18 protein-coding genes are annotated in these 20,671 nt (G+C 72.0%); 7 read left to right on the forward strand and 11 right to left on the reverse strand.

Annotated features, from left to right (window positions below):
* Nucleotides 1-76: 76 nt before the first annotated feature.
* A complete protein-coding gene (locus tag GXW74_RS05750; protein WP_211845496.1) occupies nt 77-841 on the forward strand; it encodes a competence/damage-inducible protein A in 765 nt (254 codons plus the stop codon).
* Between the two features lie 430 nt (nt 842-1,271).
* Here the strand turns inward: GXW74_RS05750 and GXW74_RS05755 are convergent, their stop codons facing one another.
* The 4 genes from GXW74_RS05755 to GXW74_RS05770 form a co-directional block, all read right to left on the reverse strand.
* Complete coding sequence (locus tag GXW74_RS05755; RefSeq protein ID WP_211845498.1) at nt 1,272-2,204, reverse strand: esterase-like activity of phytase family protein; 933 nt, start codon at nt 2,202-2,204, stop codon at nt 1,272-1,274.
* Nucleotides 2,205-2,364: 160 nt separating this feature from the next.
* The gene (gene cobT, locus GXW74_RS05760; RefSeq protein WP_211845500.1) at nt 2,365-4,239 is read right to left on the reverse strand and encodes a cobaltochelatase subunit CobT; all 1,875 of its coding nucleotides are present in this window, start codon (nt 4,237-4,239) and stop codon (nt 2,365-2,367) included.
* 160 nt (nt 4,240-4,399) lie between these two features.
* Nucleotides 4,400-5,404, reverse strand: a complete 1,005-nt coding sequence (gene cobS / locus GXW74_RS05765) for a cobaltochelatase subunit CobS (protein WP_211845502.1) — start codon at nt 5,402-5,404, stop codon at nt 4,400-4,402.
* A 57-nt stretch (nt 5,405-5,461) separates the two neighbouring features.
* On the reverse strand, nt 5,462-6,073 hold the full coding sequence (locus tag GXW74_RS05770; RefSeq protein ID WP_211845504.1) for a J domain-containing protein: 612 nt from the start codon (nt 6,071-6,073) through the stop codon (nt 5,462-5,464).
* 87 nt (nt 6,074-6,160) lie between these two features.
* Between GXW74_RS05770 and GXW74_RS05775 the strand changes: the two genes are divergently transcribed.
* Nucleotides 6,161-6,445: a BolA family protein gene (locus GXW74_RS05775; RefSeq protein WP_211845506.1), complete on the forward strand. Its 285-nt coding sequence runs from the start codon at nt 6,161-6,163 to the stop codon at nt 6,443-6,445.
* Entirely contained in the window at nt 6,445-8,070 is a 1,626-nt protein-coding gene (locus GXW74_RS05780; RefSeq protein ID WP_211845508.1) for a tetratricopeptide repeat protein, read from the forward strand. Before GXW74_RS05775 ends, GXW74_RS05780 begins: the two co-directional genes overlap by 1 nt.
* A gap of 355 nt (nt 8,071-8,425) precedes the next feature.
* On the opposite strand, the gene GXW74_RS05785 is transcribed toward GXW74_RS05780, so the two are convergent.
* From GXW74_RS05785 to GXW74_RS05795, 3 genes are all read right to left on the reverse strand, one after another.
* Entirely contained in the window at nt 8,426-8,962 is a 537-nt protein-coding gene (locus tag GXW74_RS05785; protein ID WP_211845510.1) for an NUDIX hydrolase, read from the reverse strand.
* A gap of 214 nt (nt 8,963-9,176) precedes the next feature.
* Nucleotides 9,177-9,389 (reverse strand): hypothetical protein, encoded by a 213-nt coding sequence (locus GXW74_RS05790; RefSeq protein ID WP_211845513.1) that lies wholly within the window; start codon nt 9,387-9,389, stop codon nt 9,177-9,179.
* A gap of 159 nt (nt 9,390-9,548) precedes the next feature.
* Entirely contained in the window at nt 9,549-10,742 is a 1,194-nt protein-coding gene (locus GXW74_RS05795) for a phosphoglycerate kinase (protein ID WP_211845517.1), read from the reverse strand.
* 44 nt (nt 10,743-10,786) lie between these two features.
* Here GXW74_RS05795 and GXW74_RS05800 point away from each other — a divergent pair, with 44 nt between their 5' ends.
* Both GXW74_RS05800 and GXW74_RS05805 read left to right on the forward strand, forming a co-directional pair.
* Complete coding sequence (locus GXW74_RS05800) at nt 10,787-11,173, forward strand: DUF6636 domain-containing protein (protein ID WP_211845519.1); 387 nt, start codon at nt 10,787-10,789, stop codon at nt 11,171-11,173.
* A gap of 73 nt (nt 11,174-11,246) precedes the next feature.
* Nucleotides 11,247-11,900, forward strand: coding sequence for a LysE family translocator (locus tag GXW74_RS05805; RefSeq protein ID WP_211845521.1), 654 nt, complete (start codon nt 11,247-11,249; stop codon nt 11,898-11,900).
* A 4-nt stretch (nt 11,901-11,904) separates the two neighbouring features.
* On the opposite strand, the gene GXW74_RS05810 is transcribed toward GXW74_RS05805, so the two are convergent.
* From GXW74_RS05810 to GXW74_RS05825, 4 genes are all read right to left on the reverse strand, one after another.
* Complete coding sequence (locus GXW74_RS05810; RefSeq protein WP_338148150.1) at nt 11,905-12,411, reverse strand: flavin reductase family protein; 507 nt, start codon at nt 12,409-12,411, stop codon at nt 11,905-11,907.
* A gap of 92 nt (nt 12,412-12,503) precedes the next feature.
* Nucleotides 12,504-13,523, reverse strand: coding sequence for a type I glyceraldehyde-3-phosphate dehydrogenase (gene gap / locus GXW74_RS05815; protein ID WP_211845523.1), 1,020 nt, complete (start codon nt 13,521-13,523; stop codon nt 12,504-12,506).
* A 36-nt stretch (nt 13,524-13,559) separates the two neighbouring features.
* Complete coding sequence (gene tkt, locus GXW74_RS05820; RefSeq protein WP_338148164.1) at nt 13,560-15,593, reverse strand: transketolase; 2,034 nt, start codon at nt 15,591-15,593, stop codon at nt 13,560-13,562.
* A gap of 319 nt (nt 15,594-15,912) precedes the next feature.
* Complete coding sequence (locus tag GXW74_RS05825; protein ID WP_211845525.1) at nt 15,913-16,992, reverse strand: calcium:proton antiporter; 1,080 nt, start codon at nt 16,990-16,992, stop codon at nt 15,913-15,915.
* Nucleotides 16,993-17,215: 223 nt separating this feature from the next.
* Here GXW74_RS05825 and GXW74_RS05830 point away from each other — a divergent pair, with 223 nt between their 5' ends.
* Entirely contained in the window at nt 17,216-17,977 is a 762-nt protein-coding gene (locus tag GXW74_RS05830; RefSeq protein WP_211845526.1) for a VIT1/CCC1 transporter family protein, read from the forward strand.
* A gap of 21 nt (nt 17,978-17,998) precedes the next feature.
* The gene (locus GXW74_RS05835; RefSeq protein ID WP_211845527.1) at nt 17,999-20,671 is read left to right on the forward strand and encodes an HAD-IC family P-type ATPase; all 2,673 of its coding nucleotides are present in this window, start codon (nt 17,999-18,001) and stop codon (nt 20,669-20,671) included.

Genomic DNA, 20,671 nt, shown 5'->3' on the forward strand with positions numbered 1-20,671 from the left:
CGGCCGCAGGGTGCTCCCCTCCGGCATTGGTCTGTGCCCGGCTCCCGCCTATCCTTGCGCATCCGAGGAGATGCCGATGCCCAACCCGACCGCCTGCCTGCTCATCATCGGCAACGAGGTGCTGTCGGGCCGCACCCAGGACGCCAACCTGAGGTACATCGCGACGCGCCTCGGCGAGATCGGCATCCCGCTGCGCGAGGCGCGCGTCATCCCCGACGTGCGGGAGACGATCGTCGCCACGGTGAACGAGGTACGGGCGAAGTACGACCATGTCTTCACCACCGGCGGGATCGGCCCGACGCATGACGACATCACCAGCGAATGCGTCGCCGAGGCCTTCGGCGTGCCCTGGGAGCCGCACCCGGAGGCATGGAGGCGGATGGAGGGGCACTATGCCCGCCAGACCCCGCCGGGCGACTTCAACCCGGCGCGCCAGCGCATGGCGACCATGCCGCGCGGTGCCGCGCTGATCGACAACATCATCTCCGTCGCACCCGGCTTCACCATGGGCAATGTCCATGTCATGGCCGGCGTGCCGCGCATCATGCAGGCGATGTTCGAGGCGCTGGCGCCGACCCTGCAGGGCGGTCCGCCGATCGTCTCCGCTGCCGTGCATGCCAACGGGCTGATGGAAGGCCGCATCGCCGAGGGCCTCGCCGACATCCAGAAGCGTTACCCGGAGGTCGATATCGGCTCCTACCCCTATTACCGTACGGGCGGCGGCGGGGTCGCGGTGGTGGCCAAGGGCATCGATGGAGCGGCGGTGAAGCAGGCTGCGCACGACGTGCTGGTCTTCATGCGCGCCTGCGGGGGACATCCGGTGGAAGGCGAGCCGAGCTGAAGCCGCCCGCGCCTCGGCGGGGAGTGATACGAGCGGCCCGTTGGAATGACCGGTGAGGGCGGGATCCGAGGGGAGGAGCCCCTCCAAGCCACCCCGCCAAAGGCCCGAGGCCCTTGGAAACCGTCATCTGGTGCCGCGTGGTTCAGACAGTCCAATCGCTTCGGGCGGATTTCGGCACTGATCCTGACAGTGGCGCACGGTGCCAGGTATCGGCTTCCAAAGGCCCTGGGCCTTTGGTGGGGAGAGCCCGAGAGGGGCAAAGCCCCTCTCGGTTCCACAGGTCAGGCAAACGGGCCGTTGGTATGATGCCGCATGACCTCATCGGTGCGGCTCGGCGGCTCGGCGGCGCGCGGGGCTGGCGGGGCGGCCGCGCGCGACACCGGGATCCTGATACTTGGTCAGCCGAAGGGCTGGCCGGCATGATGCCCGTTCACGCGACGGGCTGATCGGCCATCTCGAACAGCAGCATCAGGCTGCGCTGGAACAGGCTGTGGTTGTCGTCGGCGACGAGGGCGACCACCAGCCGCCCGTCGTGCCGCGCCACCGCGACGCCTTCGTAGTTCTCCGCCGGCACGACGGTGCCGTCGAGGCGGAGGATCTCCGCCCCTTCCAGCACCGCGCCGGGCCTGGCCGCGACGATCGCCCCGGCGGGCACGCGCGCCAGCCGCCCGGTGAAGCCGCCGAGCCAGGAGAAGGCGCGCTCCAGCACGAGCGCGCCGCCATCCGGCAAGCCGGCGGCGTCCACCGGCACCATGCCGGGTGCCGGGCGCCAGGCCAGCGCCACCCAGCCGCCCGGCCCGCCGAACCAAGCGCGGCGCAGTTCCGGGGCGCCTTCAGGCGCCAAGCCTTCGGCGATGGCGAAGAGGCGGCCATCCGCCAGCACCGTGAGCGATTCCAGCGCGGCATTGAACGGCGCGCGATCAAGCCCCGGCGGGGGCGCGACATAGGCGCCGGGGCCGTCGAGGCGGCGATAGGCCCGGATGCGGTGCCAGCGTTCGAAGCCGACCAGCCAGGTGCCGTCGGGCAGATGGGCGAGGGCCTCCGCATCGCCGGCATGGCCGGGCGGCAGGGCCTGGCCGGCGCCGTCGCCGAGCGGCCCCGACGCGATCGGCTCCAGCGCAGCGGCGCGCCCATCCCGCAGCAGGATGCGCGCCTGTGCCCAGCGCGCGCGGTCGTCGATCATCGTGGCGAGGAGGCTGTCGTCGAGATGGATGCCGGACAGGCCGCCGGCGCCGAGGCGCGCCGTGTCGATCTCGAAGCCGCCAAGGCTGCGCAACGCCCCGGTCAGCGGCACCGGCGGCAAGGCCGTCCCGGCCGAGCGCGGCTCCGGCCCCCAGGGCGTCCCCAGGCATCCGCTGGCCAAGACCCCCGCCGCGAGAACAGCGCGCCGCGTCGCCATGGGTCGCGCCTGCCCCTCCGGCGCGCCTTGCCGACCGCCAAAGGAAGGAGGGGGTCCGGGGGAGTTCCCTCCCCCGGCCTTCTTCACCACCGTTGCGCGGCGCACGCCCCGCCCCGGCCGCGCCTCACACCAGCACGGGCCCGCGTTCCGCGGCGGCCCTCTGCCATGCCTCGGCCGCGTCCTCGTCGAACAGCTCGGCGAGCTTCTTCATCATCGTGCCGCCGAGTTCCTCGGCATCCACGATCGTCACCGCCCGGCGGTAGTACCGCGTCACGTCATGGCCGATGCCGATGGCGATCAGCTCCACGTGATTGCGGCCTTCGATCTCGTGGATGACCTTGCGGAGGTGGCGCTCGAGGTAGTTGCCCGGGTTCACCGACAGGGTGCTGTCATCGACCGGGGCGCCGTCGCTGATCACCATCAGGATGCGCCGGTGCTCGGGACGGGTGGCGAGCCGCTTGTAGGCCCATTCCAGCGCCTCCCCATCGATGTTCTCCTTGAGCAGCCCTTCGCGCAGCATCAGGCCGAGATTCTTGCGCGCACGGCGCCACGGAGCATCGGCGGCCTTGTAGATGACATGGCGCAGGTCGTTGAGGCGGCCGGGATTGCGCGGCTTGCCTTCCTGCACCCAGCGCTCGCGGCTCTGCCCGCCCTTCCAGGCGCGCGTCGTGAAGCCGAGGATCTCGGTCTTCACCGCGCAGCGTTCCAGCGTGCGGGCGAGGATGTCGCAGCACATCGCCGCCACCGTGATCGGCCGCCCGCGCATCGAGCCGGAATTGTCGATCAGCAGGGAGACGACGGTGTCGCGGAAATCCGTGTCGCGCTCGTGCTTGTAGGACAGCGCATGCATCGGGTTGGTGACGACGCGCGTCAGCCGTGCCGCGTCGAGGATGCCTTCCTCGAGGTCGAAATCCCAGGCGCGCTGCTGCTGCGCGAGCAGCCGCCGCTGCAGCCGGTTGGCGAGCTTGGAGACGACGCCCTGCAGGTGGGAAAGCTGCTGGTCGAGCTGCTGGCGCAGCCGCGTCAGCTCGTCCGGGTCGCAGAGATCCTCGGCCGAAACCACCTCGTCGAACTGGGTGGTGAAGGCGTGGTAGCGGGTGGTGTCGTCGACCTGCGGCACCTCGCGGCGCTGCTGCGGGCCGCCGGGCTTGTCGTCCCCGTCGGCGGCGGCGCCGTCCTCCTCGGTCTCCTCGCCTTCCTCCTCGGCGGCCTCGCCCTGCATCTGCTCGGGCTGGGCGCCGAGCATCTGGTCTTCCTGCTCGGAGGAGGACTGGCCTTCGCCGGACTGGTCCTGCTGGGGGCTGCTCTCGCCGCCCTCCTCGCCTTCCTCGTCCTGCTGCTCGCTCTCGGCCTCCACCTCCGCCTCGGCGAGGTCGAGGGCGGTCAGCAGCTTGCGGGCGGCCTTGGCGAAGGCGACCTGGTCCTCGGCGGAGGCGGCCATCTCGGCCAGCGCCTCATCGGCCTTCTCGCCGAGCGTGTCGCGCCAGAGGTCGAGCACGCGATGTGCGACCTCGGGCGCGGCTTCCCCGGTCAGCTTCTCCCGCGCGATCATCGCGAGCGCTGCCGGCAGCGGAAGCTGGTCCTTCCGCGTCATCCGGTCGTAGCCCTCGGCTTCGCATTCCTCGGTCAGCTTGGCGCGCAGATTCGCGGCCACGCCGGCCATGTGCTTCGAGCCGACCGTCTCGACCCGCACCTGCTCCAGCGCATCGAACACCTCGCGCGCCTCGCGCTTGCCGGGCACGCGCTGGGCGTGCAGGGATTCGTCGTGGTGGCGCAGGCGCAGGGCGGCGGCATCGGCGGCGCCGCGCAGCTTGGCCATCTCGGCCGCCGGCAGGGCGCGGGTCGGCAGCGGCAGGCGCACGCGCTTGCCGGCGACGCCGGAGGGGCCTGGCTGGAAGGCCACCTGCACCTCGGGGTCGGCATGCGCGATGGCGCGCAGCGCGCCGGCGGTGGCACGCTTGAATTCTTCCTGCCGCGTCAGGTCCTGCTTGCCGGACATGATAGATGTAGCCTCCGCTTCGCTCCGGCGGGGCCGGCCTGATTCAGACTTCGCTCCTCGCGCCCGTGGCGCTGCGGGGCTCCGTCATCAGGACGGCCGTCTGCATTGCTGCGTGGTCGGCGTGGCCCGATCCCGCGCGGGAGGGGGCCACGCCCTGGCCTCACCCCGCCTTGCGCAGCAGCCCCGTCGAGACTTCCTCGTTGAAGCAGCGCTGGTAGTACTCGGCCACAGTCGCGCGCTCCGCCTCGTCGCACTTGTTGAGGAAGGTCAGCCGGAAGGCGAAGCCGACATCGCCGAAGATGCGCGCGTTCTCGGCCCAGGTGATGACGGTGCGCGGCGACATCACCGTCGAGATGTCGCCTGCGATGAAGCCGGCGCGCGTCAGGTCGGCGAGCGCCACCATCGCCTCCACCTGCTTCTTCATCCTGGCGTCGCCCTCGGCGCCCAGCTTCGCCAGCACGATCTCCGTCTCCTGCTTGTGCGGCAGGTAGTTGAGCGTGGCGACGATCGACCAGCGGTCCATCTGGCCCTGATTGATCTGCTGGGTGCCGTGATACAGGCCCGTGGTGTCGCCGAGGCCGACCGTGTTCGCCGTCGCGAACAGGCGGAAATACGGGTTCGGACGGATCACCTTGTTCTGGTCGAGCAGCGTCAGCTTGCCCTCGACCTCCAGCACGCGCTGGATCACGAACATCACGTCCGGACGGCCGGCGTCGTACTCGTCGAAGACCAGCGCGCAGGGGTGCTGCAGCGCCCAGGGGAGGATGCCCTCGCGGAATTCCGTCACCTGCTTGCCGTCCTTGAGGACGATCGCGTCCTTGCCGATCAGGTCGATGCGGCTGATGTGGCTGTCGAGGTTGACGCGGATGCAGGGCCAGTTGAGCCGTGCGGCCACCTGCTCGATGTGGGTCGACTTGCCGGTGCCGTGATAGCCCTGGATCATCACGCGGCGATTGAAGGTGAAGCCCGCGACGATGGCGAGCGTCGTCTCCTTGTCGAACCGGTAGGTGCTGTCGACCTCGGGCACGTGTTCCGTGCGGACCGAGAAGGCCGGGACCTCGAGATCGAGGTCGATCCCGAAGGCCTCGCGCGCCTTCACCGTGATGTCGGGAGCGTCGATCGCCGAGGTTGGGCGGATTTCGGCGAGTTGGGCGACCTTGTTCATCTCTAGTCCGGTTCCGTCTCTGTCATCAATCATTCTAGGACCGCCGGGGCGATCCGGCTACCCGGCGGCGGCGCCTTCCGCTTCGGCGGTGGCGCGCGCCCGGGCGGGTACGCGTCGCTTCAGCAGGCTGTAGGCGCGGTTGATGTCCTTCAGCCGCTCTTCCGCCTGGCGATCGCCGCCCGTCGCATCGGGATGATAGCGCTTCGCGAGCTCCTTGTATCGCGCGCGCAACTCACCCTGGTCGAGCGGCCAGACGAGGCCGAGCAGGTCGAGCGCCGCGCGCAGTTCCGGCGGCGCTTCATGCGTTTCGCGCGGGCGCCGGCGCGGGGTCGGCGCCTCCGCCCCCAGCACGCCGAGCGGGTCGCGCAGGATTTCCGGGTCGAAGCGGCCGGCGCCGCCGAGCCGCCCGAGCGGCCAGGTCGGCCGCTGCCAGGCCGTGTCGTCGCGCAGATGCGCCTCGATCTCGGCCGGGGCCATGCCTTTGTAATAGTCCCACGCCTTATTGTAGTCCCGCACATGCGGCAGGCAGAACCATAGGAAGTCACGCAGGGAACGGTCGCGCGGCGCGCGGAAAAGGCCGGCTTCCCCGCATCCGGGATGGTCGCAGCGGCGCAACGGCGCGGAGGCGCCGTGTTCTTCCGGCGCGTCCTTGCTGCCAGATTTGGGCATCCACACGTTATGGGCGGCGCCCGCGCGTCCCGCAAGGCGCGTTACGCCCTCTTGGCAGCGCGACGCAAAGACCGGAAAAGGCGGCAAATGTCACCAACTCGCGCAGACCGCATCCGCTCCGCCCTGGAGGCGGCCTTCGCCCCGGCCGAGGTCGCGGTGACGGACGACAGTGCGCGCCACGCCGGCCATGCCGGCGCGCGGCCGGAGGGCGAGACGCATTTTTCCGTCGCGGTCGTCTCCCCTGCCTTCGCGGGGCAGTCGCGCGTCGCCCGATCGCGCGCGGTGCACGATGTGCTGGCGGCGGAATTCGCCTCCGGCCTGCACGCCCTCGCCCTGCGGCTGACGACGCCCGAGGAGGCGGCCCGGCGCTGATGCCGCCAGCGAAGACGAGGGTCCTGTTCGAGGATCGCGAGATCCTCGTGCTGCACCGGCCGGGCGCGTCCGACTGGACGCTCGTGACCTTTGCCGACCTCACCTTCCGCCCCTCCGGCGCCGCCTTCTGGGCGCGCGGGGCGGCGGAGAAGCTGGACCTCGACGCCATCGGCTTCGTCGCCAAGCGCGAAAACTGGTACCCCGCCGCGTCGGTGGAGCGTGCGGCGCCGGCGGTTCACGCGGCACTCAAGCCGCGCAGCATCGCCTATGGCTACAGCATGGGCGCCTATGGCGCGCTGAAGCACGGACGCTGCCTCGGGCTCGCGGGGGCGATCGCCGTCGCGCCGCAGGTCAGCGTCTCGCCCGCCGACGTGCCCTGGGACACGCGCTTCCACCGACTCCATCAGCCGTCGCTGCACCAGGGAATGATCGTGACGGCGGCCGATCTCGCACCCTTCGTCGCGGTGCTTGCCGATCCCTATGACGGGCTCGACTGGCGCCATGCCAGGATGGCGGCGGCGACCGGCCGGGCGCACCTGCTGCGCGCGCCGATGACCGGGCACGGCGCCATCTGGCTGCTCGCGGGTTCGCGTGCCCTGGAGGAAATCCTCGCCCCCGCGCTGGCACACGACATCGCGGGCATGCGCGCGGTGCTGCGGGCCCGGCGGGCGCGGTCGGGGCATTGGTTCCGCCTCATGGGCCGCGCCGCTGCCCGCCATGGCCATGACCGACTTTCCGAGACGCTCTGGCAGCGCGCCGCCGAACTTGGCATGCCGGCCGCCCTGATTGAGGTCGAAAGGGCCGAGGCGATGGCCGACCGCGCCTACCGCCTGGTCGAGGCCGGCCGGCCGGCGGAGGCGGTCGCGCAATGCCGCCGGCTCGTCGCAATCGAGAACCGCCCGGCGGGGTCGATCGGCCGCGCCGGCCACGTCCTGCTGAAGGCGGGGGTCCCTGCCGAGGCAGAGGCCGCCTTCCGCCTCGCGCTGCGCGACCGCTCCGCCACGCCCGACCTGCATATCGGCCTCAGCCTCGCCCTTGGGCAGCAGGGCCGGGGACGGGAGGCGATCGAGGTGGCGCGGGCCGCGCACGCCGCGCTGCCACGCGACGCGGAGATCGCGACGCATCTCGGCCACCTGCTGATCGGTGCCGGCGGCGATCACCAGGCCGAGGCCGAGGCGGCGTTCCGTTCCGTGCTTGCGCGCCAGCCGGCCTCCGGCCAGGCGCTCTATGGGATGAGCGTGCTCACCGCCGGCCGCGGTGACCTGCCGAAAGCCCGGCTGCTGGCCCAGCGCGCGGTGTTCCGCATGCCGGGCAACCAGGACGCGCTGGCCTGGCTGGCGGAGCTGCAGCTCCGCCTCGGCGACGCGACACGGGCGGCGCGCCTGTTCCGCGGCGTGGTGCAGTCCGACCCCTCGCGGGCATCCGCGCATGCCGGGCTGTCGGAGGCCCTGACCGCGCTCGGGCGGCGGGAGGAGGCGGTCGCCGCCGTTCGGCGCGGCCTCGCGGCCCTGCCCGATGACCCCATGCTGCGGGCGCGGCTGCGCGCGCTGACCGGGCCGCGCTCGGTCCCGGCGCGGCTGGCGGCGCGGCTGCTGCGTAGCCTCCTCCCGCGGTTGGCTCAGTAGGCAAAGGGTACGCGGAGCCGTGCCCCGGGGGCGGGCTGGCGCAGCAGGCGGTCCTCCCGGGACTGGACGCTGTGGGGGTCGCTGGTGGCGCCGACACGCGGTTCGTTCGGGTCGATCAACGCCGGATCCAGACGGGGAGAAGTGGACGCCGAGCGATCGCGCGGCGCTTCGATGTCGGGATTCGGCACCGGTGCCGGTTCCCCGCGCGAGGCAGGGGCTGGCGGCGGCGGTGGGGGCGGCGCCGGCGACGCCGCCGGCCGGCGGCGTCGCCGCGGGGTTGCGGCCGGGGAAGGCTGCGCCGTGGCGAGACCCGGCAGAAGCAGGGCAGGCAGGCTCAGCACGGCGCGACGGCCACTCATGCCGGGCTTCCGGGCAGGGGGCGGATGCCGCGCCGGTCCTCGGGCGGGTTCAGCGCGACCTCGCCGGGCCGGCCATCCCGCCAGGCGCGCAGCGCCCAGCGGACGGAGGGGAAAGCAAGGTCGCCCCAGGGGATCTTGTCCCAGGCGAAGCGGCGGACCTCCAGGCTTTCCGGGCCGGCCTCGAAGCCGGGCTGCTCCAGCCTGGCGCGGAAGATGACCTGGACCTGGCCGAGCCGGGCGATGGAGTAGACGGCGAGCACGCCTTCGAGCGCGATGCGGGCGCGGGCTTCTTCCCACGCCTCGCGGCGGGCGCCTTCCTCCACCGTCTCGCCCATTTCCATGTAGCCGGCGGGGATGGTCCAGAAGCCCAGGCGTGGTTCGATCGCGCGGCGGCACAGGAGCACGGTGTCGCCCTCGGCGACGATGCTGCCGACGACGACCTTCGGATTCTCATAGGCCACATGCCCGCAATCGGGGCACATCAGGCGTTCGCGGTCATCGCCTTCGGGAATGCGCCGGACGAAGCGGGACATGTCGAGAATCATGGAGCGTCCCCCCGCGCCGTTGCAAGCGGTTGGGGGAAGTCATTGTTTGGCCCTCAGGCGCCGGGCGTCCCGCATCCGACGGCCTTGGCTTCGTGCCGTGTGCCGGCGCGGTCGCACTGCGCGTTCCCGGCCTGAGGCGGGCCCGGGTGCGAGGTCCGATGCGATCTTGCGATGACGCGGCAGGCCACCTGCCAGCGACGGATCAGACCCGCAGGTCGAGCAGCGAACCGCGCGGCAGGGTCTGGCCGGAGGGCAGGGCGCCCGCGGGCGGCACGGCGCCGAGGGTGCGCTGCGGCACCGCGCTGGCGGCACCGCGCGCCGCCGCCTCCGGTCGTTCGGACCCGCGCACCGGCTGGATGCCGGCGGAGCGCGTGACCTCCTGCGTGAAGGCGGCGAGGGAGTTGAGGCTGAGCATGCGGAGCATTGTCCAGCCGAGCCGTGAAGAATGGCTTAACCGGAGCGGGCCTCGCAGGCGGCGAACGGGAGCGATGCGCATGGCCTGAGCCTGCGCCCGGCGCCCGTTAACCTTCCAGCAACCATTGCGTGCAGGGCGGGCAGGAGGCCCGCCCTGATGTCACGATGCGGTGAGCGCCGCCACCCCTGGCAGCGTCTTGCCTTCCAGCCATTCCAGGAAGGCGCCGCCGGCGGTCGAGATGTAGGTCATCCGATCCGCCACCCCGGCATGGCGCAGCGCCGCCACCGTGTCCCCGCCGCCGCCGATCGACTTCAGCGCGCCCGACTGCGTGAGCGCCGCGACGATTTCCGCCACACCGACCGTCGCGGTGTCGAAGGGCGGCGTCTCGAAGGCGCCGAGCGGCCCATTCCAGACCAGCGTGGAGGCGCCGCGCAGCCGCGCCTCGATCGCCTGCTCGGTCTCCGGGCCGACATCAAGGGCCATGGAATCGGCCGGCACGGCATCGACGCCCACCGTGCGGGTCGGCGGGTTGGGCTCGAAGCGCTCGGCCACCACCAGGTCCGCGGGCAGCAGTATCTCGCAGTTCGACGCCTTCGCGTTCTCAAGGATGGCGCGCGCCGTGTCGTGCAACTCCGCTTCCTGCAGCGACCTGCCCATCGCATGCCCCTGGGCGGCGAGGAAGGTGTTGGCCATGGCGCCGCCGATGACCAGCACATCGACCTTTTTCGAAAGGTTCCCGAGCAGATCGAGCTTGGTCGAGACCTTGGCGCCGCCGACGATCGCCACCACTGGGCGCGACGGATTGCCGAGCGCGGCATCGAGCGCCTTGAGTTCCGCCTCCATCAGCCGGCCGGCATAGGCGGGCAGCAGGTGGGCAACGCCCTCGGTGCTCGCATGGGCACGGTGCGCCGCGGAAAAGGCATCGTTCACATAGGCGTCGGCGAGCTTCGCGAGCGCGGCCGCCATCGCCGGGTCGTTCTTTTCTTCCCCTGCGTGGTAGCGGGTGTTCTCGAGCAGCAGGATGTCGCCGTCCTGCAGCTTCGCGACCGCGGCCTCGGCCTCCGGCCCGATGCAGTCATCGGCCCAGGCGACCGGGCGGCGCAGCGCGGCCGAGAGCGCCTCGACCAGCGGCCTCAGCGACATCTCCGGCACGCGCTTGCCCTTGGGCCGGTCGAAATGGCTGCACAGGATGACGCGCGCGCCGGCATTGGCGAGTTCCGCGATGGTCGGGCACAGCCGCTCGATGCGTGTGCGGTCGGTGATCCGGCCGTCCTTCACCGGCACGTTGAGGTCGGCGCGGAGCAGCACCCGCTTGCCCTTGGCGTCCAGTGCGTCAATGGTTCGGTACGACATCGCGGCGATATTCCTGGCCTGGTGACGAGAAGGAGAAGGGTCGAATGGTCCGGTGGCTTGCGGTCTTCGTCCTTCTTCCGGTCCTAGCATCGGCGCAGGAGGCCTTCCAGTTGCCCTCGGGCAACATCCACTGCGCTGTCTATGACGGCGTGCTGCGCTGCGACGTGCTGAACTTCACCTATGCCCGTCCGCCGCGGCCCCCCGGCTGCCAGGAGGATTGGGGCGGGGCGCTGGAACTCGGCGGCAAGGGCGCGGCGCGCGTGATCTGCCACGGCGATACGGTCGCGAACCCGGGCAACCCGGTGCTCGGCTACGGGCGCGCCTGGCAGGGGCCGGGGATGGCCTGCACGGCGGCGCAGACGGGGCTGCGCTGCACGAACGGAGATGGAAGAGGGTTCGAGATGGCGAGGGCGCGGCTGCGCCTGTTCTGATCCGGCTCTGGCGCGGCATTTGCTTTCCTCTGCCGGTGCCACACAGCGCCAGGTCGCGCGGGAGATCGCACCCATGGAGTTCCTGCCCAGCCTTCTGACCCTCGCCGGGATGCATCTGCTGGTGGCCATGCTGCCCGGGCCCAACACCGTGGTCGTGAGTTGGCTCTCCGCCACCGTTTCGCGGGGCGACGGGCTGCGCGCCACTGCCGGCGTCGTGATCGCCTCGCTGGTGTGGGTGGTGTTGAGCCTCTTCGGCGTCGGCACGCTGCTGCTCGAGGCCGGGGCGCTCTATGCGGCGCTCCGCCTGCTGGGCGCGGCCTATCTGGCCTATGTGGGCATCCGGATGCTGCGGGCAGGCTGGCGCCCGGCGGCGCCGGGGGACGAATCCGCGCGTCCCGCGCTTGCCGGCCGGAGTCCCTTCGCGGCCGGGCTGCTGACGACGCTGAGCAACCCGAAATCGGCGGTGTTCTGGACCAGCGCCTTCCTGGTGGCTGTGCCGCCGCATGCGCCGGCCTGGCTCTATGCGGCGATCGTCGCCGTCATCGCGGTGCAGTCGGCGCTCTGGTACGGCGCGGTGGCGCTCCTGCTGTCCACGGGCGTGGCGAAGCGGTCCTATCTGCGCCTTGCGCGCTGGCTTGATATGGTGGCCGGCGGGGTGATGGTCGCGCTCGGCCTGAAGCTCGCGGACGAGGTCCGGCGGGAGATCGCGGTGCGCGCGGCGTCCTGAACCGTCAGGCCTTGTCGGACGGCAGCCGGATGGTGCGGCCGTCCACCGCGAACTTCCCCCAGCCCTGGTGGTGGATGGTCTTCGCGTCGCGCCGATCGGGATCGATCCAGGCCTGGACCACCTCCAGCACGAACATGCAGTAGGCGTTGACCATCCGCGTGTCGATCACGCGGCATTCCAGGTTGGCGAAGCAGTCGGGCAGCAACGGCGCCGCGACCTGGCGCGCGGGCTTCGTCGCGATGCCGAGCGTCGCGAACTTGTCGGTATCCGCCCCCGAGCAATTGCCGATCGCCACCACCGTCTTCGCATACTCCGCCGGCGGGATGGCGATGACGCATTCCTTCGTCCGCCGCAGCGCCGTGAAGGAGTGGTTCCGGTTGCTGACGATGCAGGCGATCTGCGGCGGCGTGAACTCGACCATCATGTGCCAGGACATGGCCATGACATTGGGCGTGCCGCGCAGGCTGGTGGCGACCAGCACCACCGGCCCCGGTTCGATGAGCTGGTACACCCGTTCCAGCGGGAACGACCGCAAATTCCGCTGTCCGGAGGCCTTTCGGCCTCCGGCGGGGTGGTCCGGAGGGGCGGCGCCCCTCCGGTTCATCACAGGCTGCCGAAGAGCGCCGCGGTGTCGCTCATGCGGTTCGAGAAGCCCCATTCGTTGTCGTACCAGGACAGCACGCGTACCAGGCCGCCATCGACCACCTGGGTCTGCGTCGCGTCGAAGGTGGACGACATCGGGTTGTGGTTGAAGTCGATCGAGACCAGCGGCGCCGTGTTGTAGCCGAGGATGCCCTTGAGCGGCCCGCTTTCGCTCGCTGCCTTCATCGCCGCGTTGACCGCTTCCTTCGTCACGCCTTCCTTGGCCGGCACGAAGTCGAGCGAGACGAGCGACACGTTCGGGGTCGGGATGCGGATGGCCGTGCCGTCCAGCTTGCCCTTCAGTTCCGGCATCACCAGGCCCACGGCCTTGGCCGCGCCGGTCGAGGTCGGGATGGCCGAGACCGCCGCCGCGCGCGCGCGGTGCAGGTCCTTGTGCAGCGTGTCGACCGTGTTCTGGTCGCCCGTATAGGCGTGGATCGTCACCATGTAGCCACGGACGATGCCGAAATTGTCGTGCAGCACCTTCGCCACCGGCGCGAGGCAGTTGGTGGTGCAGGAGGCGTTGGAGATGACGGTCATCTCCTTCGTCAGCGTCTGGTGGTTCACGCCGTAGACGATCGTCGCGTCGGCGTTGTCACCAGGAGCAGAGATGACGACCTTGCGCGCACCGGCGGTCAGCAGCGCGGAGGCCTTCTCCTTGCTGGTGAAGATGCCCGTGCATTCCATGGCGACGTCGACGCCCTCGAGCGGCAGCTTGGTCGGATCGCGCTCGGCGGTGATCTTGATGGGGCCCCAGGTCTTGCCCGCGTTCTTGATGGTGATGGTGTCGCCCTCGACGATCACCTCGCCGGGGAAGCGGCCATGCACGCTGTCGTAGCGGAACAGGTGGGCGTTCGCCTCGACCGAGCCGAGGTCGTTGATGGTGACGAATTCCAGGTCGTCGCGGCCGGCCTCGCAGGCGGCGCGCAGAACCAGACGACCGATGCGCCCGAACCCGTTGATGGAAACCTTCACCGCCATGGCGTTCGTATCCTTCCCGTCAGGAGAGTGAGTCGATCAGGCGAGGCGCTTCTTCACCGCCGCCGTCACGGCATCCGCCGTGATGCCGAAATGCTTGTAGAGGTCGTCCGCCGGCGCCGAGGCGCCGAAGCCGCACATGCCGACGAAGATGCCATCGCTGCCGAGCCAGCGGTCCCAGCCGAAGCCGATCGCGGCCTCGATGCCCACGCGCAGCCCGCTGCCGAGCACCTGCTCGCGGTAGGAGGCATCCTGCGCCGCGAAGATTTCCCAGCAGGGCAGGGAGACGACGGCGGTCGGGATGCCTTCGGCCTCCAGCGCATCCCGGGCGGCGAGCGCGAGGTGCACCTCCGAGCCGGTGGCGATCAGCGTCGCCCGGCGCGCGGCGGACGCCTCGGCCAGCACGTAGCCGCCGCGGGCGCAGCGGTTCTCGCCGGTATCGCTGCGCAGCGCCGGCAGGTTCTGGCGGGAGAGGGCGAGCAGCGACGGCCCGTCCGCCCGCTTCACCGCCAGTTCCCAGCACTCGGCCGTCTCCATCGCATCCGCCGGACGGAAGACGAAGACGTTGGGCATGGCGCGGAAGGAGGCGAGGTGCTCGACCGGCTGGTGCGTCGGCCCGTCCTCGCCGAGGCCGATGCTGTCATGCGTCAGCACGTGGATGACGCGCTGGCGCATCAGCGCGGCGAGCCGGATCGCCGGCCGCATGTAGTCGGAGAAGACCAGGAAGGTGCCGGAATAGGGGATGATGCCGCCATGCAGCGCCATGCCGTTCATGGCCGCGGCCATGCCGTGCTCGCGCACGCCCCAGTGGACGAAGCGGCCGGAGAAATTCCCCGGCGCGATCGGCGGGACGCCCTTCACATTGGTGTTGTTCGACCCGGTGAGGTCGGCCGAGCCGCCGACCATCTCCGGCACGCTCGGCACCAGGGCTTCGAGCGCCTTCTGGCTGGAGACGCGGGTGGCGAGCTTCGGCTTCTCCTCGGCGTGCTTCGCGCGCAGCGCGGCGAGGGCGTCGCGCCAGGTCTCCGGCAGCTTGCCGGCCATGGCCCGGTCGAATTCGGCCTGCTGCGGGTGCTTCGCCAGGCGCTTCAGCCAGGACCGGCGGGTCCCGGCGCCGCGGCGGCCGGCGGCCTCCCAGGCGGCCTTGATGTCCTCGGGCACGGTGAAGGGCGGGGCGGTCCAGCCCAGCAGCTCCTTCGCCGCCGCCGCTTCCGCCGCGCCGAGCGGGGAGCCGTGCGACCCGGCCGTGCCCGCCTTGGTCGGCGCGCCGAGGCCGATGATGGTGCGGCAGGCGATCAGCGTCGGCTTGCGGTTGCGCGTGGCCCAGGCCATCGCCGCCGCCAGCGCCTCCGGGTCATGGCCGTCGACACGGCGGGTTGCCCAGCCATAGGCCTGGAAGCGCTTCAGCGTGTCGTCGGTGAAGGACAGCGCGGTGTCGCCGTCGATCGAGATGTGGTTGTCGTCCCACAGCACGCAGAGCTTCGACAGGCCGTAGTGGCCGGCGAGCGAGGCGGCCTCGTGGCTCACGCCTTCCTGCAGGTCCCCGTCCGAGGCGATGACCCAGGTGCGGTGGTCGACCAGCGAGGCGCCGAAGCGCGCCGCCAGCATCCGCTCGGCCATCGCCATGCCGACCGCGGTCGCGATGCCCTGGCCGAGCGGGCCGGTGGTGGTCTCGATCCCCGGATGCTCGCCGAATTCGGGGTGCCCGGCGGCGGGGGAATGGAGCTGGCGGAAGCGCTTCAGCTCCTCCACGCCCATGCCGGCATGCCCGGTCAGGTGCAGCAGGGCATAGAGCAGCATCGAGCCGTGGCCGGCCGACAGCACGAAGCGGTCGCGGTCGGCCCAGCGCGGGTCGGCCGCGTCGTACTTCAGGAACCTCGTGAACAGCACGGTCGCGACATCGGCCATGCCCATCGGCATGCCGGGGTGGCCGGACTTCGCCTGCTCCACGGCGTCGATGGCGAGGGCGCGGATCGCATTGGCGAGCTCCCGCGCCTCCGAGGCCGGGCGGGCGAGGATTTCGGCCTGGGCGGCGAGCGCCGGGTTCGCGGAGGCGTCGGGCGTCGGGGCGATGCTGGCCAAGAGGAGGCACCTGCGGCTGCTGCGGGGGGTGCGGGCCGCTATAGAGGCGGGGGGGCCGGCGGGCAACCGGGTGGGACGGATGGCCCCCATGCGCGCCGGCCGCGGCCGGGATGAGGCTCCGCCCGGCCTCGCCGGCCGGTGCCTGGCCCGCCGGGCGGCGCCGGGTGCCGCGGAAGCGGCCGGCGCGGCGTGCCGCAGGCCGTTCGCGCATGCGCCGAACGGCGCATTCCCGGGCCGGTGCCGGCATTCTCCGACGGTTTCGCAGGGCGCAACGGAGGCCCCCCCGGGTCGCGGGAGGCGCCCCGAAGGATCAGGGCGCGAAGACGGAGAAGATGTAGCTCGCCGCCAGCACCAGGTGGACGATGCCACAGAGCAGGTTGGTCCGCCCGGTGCCGTAGGTGATGATCGCCACCGCGAAGGACAGCGCCAGCAGCACCGTCTGTCCGGCGGTGATGCCAAGCTGGAGCGGCTGCCCGATCCAGAAGGACACCGCGGCCACCAGCGGCACGGTCAGCCCGATGCAGGCCACCGCGCTGCCGAGCGCGAGGTTGATGCTGGATTGCAGGCGGTTCTGCGCGGCGGCGCGGATGGCGGCGGCGCTTTCGGGCATCAGCACGATGGCGGCGACGATGACGCCGACGATCGCGATCGGCGCGCCCACCGCCTGCACGCCTTCCTGCAGCGCGGGCGCGAGCGCCTTCGCCAGCATGACGACCGAGAGCAGCGCCATGCACATCAGCCCGAAGCAGGCCAGCGCGATCCGCGCCGAGGGCCGCGCATGCCCGTGCCCGGCAACCCCGCCCACCGGGAGGAAGAACTCCCGGTGCCAGTTGGTCTGAATGAACAGGAAGGCGGCATAGAGCGCGAGGCAGACGACGGAGACGAAGCCGAGCTGGACCGGCGAGAGATAGGGCCCGGGGACCGAGACCACGTGGTTCGGTGCGATCAGCACCAGCGTCGCCATCGGGATCAGCACCGCGAGGAAGGAATTGGCGCCCTCCACCCGGAATTCGGCGTTCCGGTGCCGCCAGGAGGCGACGACGATGCAGGCCCCGGCCAGCCCGTGCAGCACCAGCATCACCGCCGCATGCACCGAATCCCGCATCAGCCCGGGATTGGGATCACCGCCGAGCATGAGGGAGATGATCAGCCCGGCCTCGATCACAGTGACGGCGACGGCGAGGACCAGCGTGCCGAAGGGCTCGCCGACGCGCAGCGCCACCACCTCCGCGTGGTGCACCGCCGCCAGCACGCTGCCGAGCAGCACCACGGCGAGCAGCAGTGCGACCGGTCCGAGCCCCGCCTTGCCGATGGCGAGCCACGCCGCCACGCCGATCACCGGCAGCAGGATGGTGTGGAGCGGGATTCGATCGGTGGGTGCGCCGGCCATGCATCCTGCCTAGAACAGATCCCGATCAGGTGGAATCAGCCGATCGGGTCCAGTTGCGCGTGAAGACCGGAGGCTGGGGTGGTTGCCATCAGCCGACGCGAACGAAAGCCGCTCCGGACGGGCGGAACCTGCTCTTCAACCGAATGCGGTGCGCCGGGCGGGCGCTCGCCGGCATCCAGTTGCGACCCTGTCGCGGCCGCCCCGATGCGCTAGCCTTTCGCCCATGATCACGCAGCTGCAAGCCCCTGTCGCGGAAGCGCCGACCCGCGACGGCCTCTGGCCGATGCCACCGGGCCCGCCGCACGAGGAGAGCCACTTCGCCCAGGCCGCGGTGGTGCGCGACTTCGTGATCGGCGCGGCGGACGGGCTGGTCCTGCCCTTCGCCCTGGCGACCGGCCTCGTCGCCGCGGGGTTGGCGCATCCCCTCATCGTCGTCGCGGGCCTGGCCGTGATCGCGGCAGGCTGCGTCGCCATGGGCCTCGGCGGCTACCTCGCCGCACGCAGCGAGGCGGACCGCTATGCCTCCGAGCGGAAGCGCGAGGAGCACGAGACGGTCGAATACGCCGACCGCGAGCGCTGGGAGGTCGCCGCCATCCTGCACCGCTACGGCGTGCGCGGCGACGCGCTGCGCATGGCCGTCGATTCCGTCTGCGCCGAGAAGCGTCGCTGGGTCGATTTCATGATGCGCTTCGAACTCGACCTGAAGGAGCCGGAACCGCAGCGCGCGGGGCGCTCCGCCGTCGCGACGGGCAGCGGCCATGCGGCAGGCGGCCTGATACCGATCGCACCCTACATGCTCATGCCGGAGGCGGGCGGCGCGCTCGCGGTCTCCTCCGCGCTGACCGCCGGCGCGCTGGTGGCCTTCGGCTGGATGAAGGCGCGCGCCACCGGCCTGCCGCCGCTGCGTGGGGCGGCGCAGACGCTTGCCGTCGGCGCGGTCGCCGCGACAGTTGCCGCTATCCTGGCGCGGGCGGCCGGCGGCTGACCCGGGGCGCGGCAGGCCGACATGCCGCATGACATGCAGGTGCCCTGGCACGCCCTGCCGGCGAATGCCGCGCTCGCCGCCTTGGGGTCCGCGCCGGCCGGGCTGGATGCCGCCGAGGCGGCCGCACGCCTGGCGCGCCACGGCCCGAATGCGCTGCCCGAGCCGCCCCGCCCCGGCCTGTTCGCGCGCTTCCTCCGCCAGTTCGACGACCTGCTGATCCGCGTGCTGCTGGTGGCGGCGGGGCTGACGGCGTTCCTGGGCGAATGGGCGGACACGGCGGTCATCCTCGCGGTGGTGGTGATCAACGCCGGGGTCGGCCTGATGCAGGAAGGCCGCGCCGAGCGTGCGCTGGAGGCGATCGGCGGGCTGCTCGCCCCGCGTGCCGCCGTGCTGCGGGACGGCGTGCGGCGCACCCTGCCGGCGGAGCACCTGGTGCCCGGCGACATCGTGCTGCTCGAAGCCGGGGACCGCGTGCCGGCCGATCTCCGCCTGCTCGAGGCCGCCGCGCTGCGCGTGGAGGAGGCCGCGCTGACCGGCGAATCCGTGCCGGTGGAGAAATCCGCTGCGCCGGTCACCGCCGAGGCGCCGCTCGCCGAGCGCGCCGGCATGGCCTTCACCGGCACCCTCGTCGTGGCCGGCCAGGCCCGCGGCGTGGTGGTCGCGACCGGCGCGGCGACGGAGATCGGCCGCGTCGGGTCCATGTTGGCGGGGCTCGAGGCCGCGGAGACCCCCTTGCTGCGGCAGATGAAGCGGCTCGCGCGGGTGCTGACGGTGCTGGTGCTCGGCCTGTCGGCGGTGGTCTTCGCCATCGCCGTGATGCGCCACGGCATGCCGTTCGCCGGGGCGGTGCTGGTGGTGGTCAGCCTCGCCGTCTCGGCCATCCCGGAGGGCCTGCCGGCGGTGCTTTCGGTCACCCTCGCGCTCGGCGTGCGGCGCATGGCGGCGCGCAACGCCATCATCCGCCGGCTGCCGGCGGTGGAGACGCTCGGCGCCGTCAGCGTCATCTGCACCGACAAGACCGGCACGCTGACGACGAACGAGATGGCGGTGCGCAGCGCCGCCTGGCCGGGCGGCGAAGCGACCGTCGGCGGCGAAGGCTACGCGCCGATGGGCTGGCTCGCCGTACGGGGCGCGCCGCCGCCCGCGCGGCTCGCCGAGGTGGCGGTGCTCTGCAACGACGCCGCGTTGCGGGAAGGCCCGCGCGGCTGGGCGGTGGAAGGCGACCCGATGGAGGGCGCGCTGCTCGCCTTCGCCGCGCGCGCCGGCGCCGATGCCGATGCGCTGGAAGCCGAGCACCCGCGCCGTGCCGTACTGCCCTTCGACGCCGCGCATCGGCTGATGGCGACGCTGCACCCGGCCGGCGGCGGCGTGTTGCTGGCGGTGAAGGGGGCGCCGGAGGCCGTGTTGCCGCGCTGCGTCGCGCAGGCCGATGGCGGGCCCTTCGACGCCGCCGCATGGACCGCCTGCGCCGAGGCCATGGCCGCGCGCGGCCAGCGCGTGCTGGCGCTGGCGATGCGGGAGGACGCCGCGGCGCCGGCCGCGGTGCTCCACCTGCCAGAAGGGCTGACCCTGCTGGGCCTGCTCGGCCTCGCCGACCCGCCACGGCCGGAGGCGAGGACGGCCGTCGCCGAATGCCGCGCCGCCGGCATCCGCGTGGTGATGATCACCGGCGACCACGCCGCGACCGGCGCCGCCATCGCCGCCGAGCTCGGCATCGCCGAGGCGCCGCGCGCCCTGACCGGGGCCGAGCTGGACGCCCTCGACGAGGCCGCCTTCACCGAGGCCGTCACACGCACCGATGTCTTCGCCCGCGTCAGCCCCGGCCAGAAGCTGCGCCTGGTCGAGGCGCTGCAGCGCGACGGCACGGTGGTGGCGATGACCGGGGACGGGGTGAACGACGCCCCGGCGCTGAAGCGCGCCGATATCGGCATCGCCATGGGGCAGCGCGGCACGGAAGCCGCGAAGCAGGCGGCGCAGATGGTCCTCGCCGACGACAACTTCGCCTCCATCGCCGCGGCCGTGCGGGAAGGCCGCACCGTCTACGACAACCTGCGCAAGGTGATCGTGTGGAACCTGCCGACCGATGGCGGGGAGGCGCTGGTCATCGCCTTCGCGGTGGTCTTCGGCCTCGCCCTGCCGATGACGCCGCTGCAGGTGCTGTGGATCAACACCATCACCGCCACCGCCCTCGGCATGGCGCTGGCCTTCGAGCCGACCGAGCCCGGCACCATGCGCGAAGCGCCGCGCGACCCGCGGCGGCCGATGCTCTCGGGCTTCCTGCTCTGGCGCTTCCTGCTGGTCTCGGTGCTGATCGCCCTCGCCGCCTTCGGCATCTTCGACTGGGTCCTTGCGCGCGGCGTGGGGGAAGACGTGGCACGCACCGCGGTGGTCAACGCCATCGTGGCGCTCGAGATCGCCTATCTCTTCGCCGTGCGGCGGGGGCGGGGCGCGCTGATCACTTCGGCGCGACCGACGGCGGCGCTGTCGCTCGGCATCGCCGTCACCGCCGCCGGCCAGGTGCTTCTCACCTATGCGCCGCCGCTGCAGGCGGTGTTCGGCACGGCGGCGCTGGGCGTGGCGGAATGGGCCGGCGTCGCCACCGCCGCCGCGGTGTTCCTCGTGGTGCTGGAAGCCGAGAAGGCGCTGCGCCGACCGCGGGTTGATCGGAGGCCGGGAAGCGTATTGCGCGGATGA

Source organism: Neoroseomonas eburnea, from assembly GCF_018129005.1.
Lineage (GTDB): Bacteria > Pseudomonadota > Alphaproteobacteria > Acetobacterales > Acetobacteraceae > Neoroseomonas > Neoroseomonas eburnea.

Excerpts from the sequence above, each read along its gene's own strand:
- GXW74_RS05750 (WP_211845496.1), top strand. The coding sequence starts at position 77 with ATGCCCAACCCGACCGCCTGCCTGCTCATCATCGGCAACGAGGTGCTG.
- cobT (WP_211845500.1), bottom strand. The coding sequence starts at position 4,239 with ATGTCCGGCAAGCAGGACCTGACGCGGCAGGAAGAATTCAAGCGTGCC.
- cobS (WP_211845502.1), bottom strand. The coding sequence starts at position 5,404 with ATGAACAAGGTCGCCCAACTCGCCGAAATCCGCCCAACCTCGGCGATC.
- GXW74_RS05770 (WP_211845504.1), bottom strand. The coding sequence starts at position 6,073 with ATGCCCAAATCTGGCAGCAAGGACGCGCCGGAAGAACACGGCGCCTCC.
- GXW74_RS05775 (WP_211845506.1), top strand. The coding sequence starts at position 6,161 with ATGTCACCAACTCGCGCAGACCGCATCCGCTCCGCCCTGGAGGCGGCC.
- GXW74_RS05780 (WP_211845508.1), top strand. The coding sequence starts at position 6,445 with ATGCCGCCAGCGAAGACGAGGGTCCTGTTCGAGGATCGCGAGATCCTC.
- GXW74_RS05785 (WP_211845510.1), bottom strand. The coding sequence starts at position 8,962 with ATGTCCCGCTTCGTCCGGCGCATTCCCGAAGGCGATGACCGCGAACGC.
- GXW74_RS05790 (WP_211845513.1), bottom strand. The coding sequence starts at position 9,389 with ATGCTCAGCCTCAACTCCCTCGCCGCCTTCACGCAGGAGGTCACGCGC.
- GXW74_RS05795 (WP_211845517.1), bottom strand. The coding sequence starts at position 10,742 with ATGTCGTACCGAACCATTGACGCACTGGACGCCAAGGGCAAGCGGGTG.
- GXW74_RS05800 (WP_211845519.1), top strand. The coding sequence starts at position 10,787 with ATGGTCCGGTGGCTTGCGGTCTTCGTCCTTCTTCCGGTCCTAGCATCG.
- GXW74_RS05805 (WP_211845521.1), top strand. The coding sequence starts at position 11,247 with ATGGAGTTCCTGCCCAGCCTTCTGACCCTCGCCGGGATGCATCTGCTG.
- gap (WP_211845523.1), bottom strand. The coding sequence starts at position 13,523 with ATGGCGGTGAAGGTTTCCATCAACGGGTTCGGGCGCATCGGTCGTCTG.
- GXW74_RS05825 (WP_211845525.1), bottom strand. The coding sequence starts at position 16,992 with ATGGCCGGCGCACCCACCGATCGAATCCCGCTCCACACCATCCTGCTG.
- GXW74_RS05830 (WP_211845526.1), top strand. The coding sequence starts at position 17,216 with ATGATCACGCAGCTGCAAGCCCCTGTCGCGGAAGCGCCGACCCGCGAC.
- GXW74_RS05835 (WP_211845527.1), top strand. The coding sequence starts at position 17,999 with ATGCCGCATGACATGCAGGTGCCCTGGCACGCCCTGCCGGCGAATGCC.